General features: G+C 40.5%; 3 protein-coding genes. 2 read left to right on the top strand and 1 reads right to left on the bottom strand.

Features of this window, described 5'->3' with window-relative positions; all coding sequences use genetic code 11:
• The first annotated feature begins 404 nt into the window (after nucleotides 1–404).
• Nucleotides 405–752, top strand: coding sequence for a hypothetical protein (locus ACFIK2_RS00635; RefSeq protein ID WP_375676786.1), 348 nt, complete (start codon nucleotides 405–407; stop codon nucleotides 750–752).
• 20 nt (nucleotides 753–772) lie between these two features.
• Complete coding sequence (locus ACFIK2_RS00630; RefSeq protein ID WP_375676785.1) at nucleotides 773–1,180, top strand: hypothetical protein; 408 nt, start codon at nucleotides 773–775, stop codon at nucleotides 1,178–1,180.
• 87 nt (nucleotides 1,181–1,267) lie between these two features.
• Here the strand turns inward: ACFIK2_RS00630 and ACFIK2_RS00625 are convergent.
• Nucleotides 1,268–1,451, bottom strand: a 184-nt coding sequence (locus ACFIK2_RS00625; protein WP_375676787.1) for a hypothetical protein, incomplete at its 5' end; no start/stop codon positions are given.

The raw sequence follows: 1,451 nt of genomic DNA, 5'->3' as shown, positions 1-1,451 counted from the left end.
GCAGGGCAGAAGGCATTAACAGGGCAAGATGTTGAGCAAGCCATCGCCTCCCTTAATCGGGATACTGCTAGCGCCCATAAGAGTGTACAACAGCTCGATGTAGGCAAGCTGGAACAAATCGTCCATGAAAACCGCGAAATGGCAACGCAATTGTTGGAAGAAGGATTTAAATACAGCGATGACTCCTATAAAACCATGTTTATCAAAGAGCATCCCATCGCCGTGGTCGACCGTGATGAAAATGGCAATATACTCTATGAAATAGATGCAAATGGAGAGCCTATAGAAGACGCTCGTGGACAAAAAATACCTAAGTTTCATTATTTAACGGATGAAGAAAAGCAGTNGGTCTTACAGGGTTAGAACTTTATGGACATAGTCGCGGGACAATGACATTGGGGAATATGCTGAATTCTTTCAAACAAGAAGGTGTTCACGGTATAGCCAACGAAAACACGACTATCAATCTCTATGGGCCCGCCTTTAATGTTTTGGCGGCATCCGGTTTGTTAGGTTATGTGAGTGATGGCAAACAAATCACTATTGGCTTTGATGGGAATAGATATGACTTTGTCAGCAGAATTATTGGTGGCAATGGCTATACTTACGAGACAATACCTACTGGTAGTAACATGTGGAAAGAATGGTGGAGAGTGGTCATGAATCCCATAAGTTCCCATACCTGTCTTGGAGATGCGGGTCAAAAATGCCAAAAAAGGTATGGCTCATCTCATTTAAAACAAAAACCTTGAATTAAATAATGGAGTAAAAAATGAAACAAACTCTAAAGCTATTAGGTGCTGTAACTTTGTTAAGTATCACCGGATGTCAGTTTAATAAAACTCCTGGGGGGTATTTGAGCGCATGGGAGAAAAATGGTGTTACTGATTTTACAGAGGTAGGAAAAGCCTTATTAGAATGTGGTATGCCAACCCCTTATGATAAGGATCCAGAAAATAGAAAGTTAAGTTTAAATAAAAAGGCGTTCATTGATTCTTGTATGGTTCAATCAGGATTCCGCTATAAAGATACAGAGGCAGGAACGTGGTGTGAGAATTTTCAAGGAAAGAATCTTCCGGCTTGTCGTCCAGGTGCTGTTGTTCCACAGCGCAGTGTCAAGAAGCGCTTGAACAGCCCGTTTTGTAAAAAATATAAAAATAGTCGCAAATGCCAGCCTTAAGTCTTGCTGTTTGTAATGACCAACAATCCCACTATTCTTGCCTTTGCTTGGAATGGCGCGATTGTTTTCTCAATCTACCATCTCAACTCAGTCCAGAACTGTCTTGAAAAACGGAGATAAAATATCAACAGGCTTTAGAGCCTTTTTATCGTAAATAAATCCATTGAAAGAGGGGAAAATGAAAAAAATATTAAAACTATTGAGCTGCATAGCTCTCTTAACTACAGCTGGATGTGTTAACTCAATTCCCTCACTTTCTCCAGCATTATGG

The sequence above is a fragment of the Bartonella sp. AP88XZML genome (assembly GCF_042195565.1).
In the GTDB taxonomy this organism is placed as follows: domain Bacteria; phylum Pseudomonadota; class Alphaproteobacteria; order Rhizobiales; family Rhizobiaceae; genus Bartonella.
This window is presented reverse-complemented; position numbering and strand designations above follow the sequence as displayed.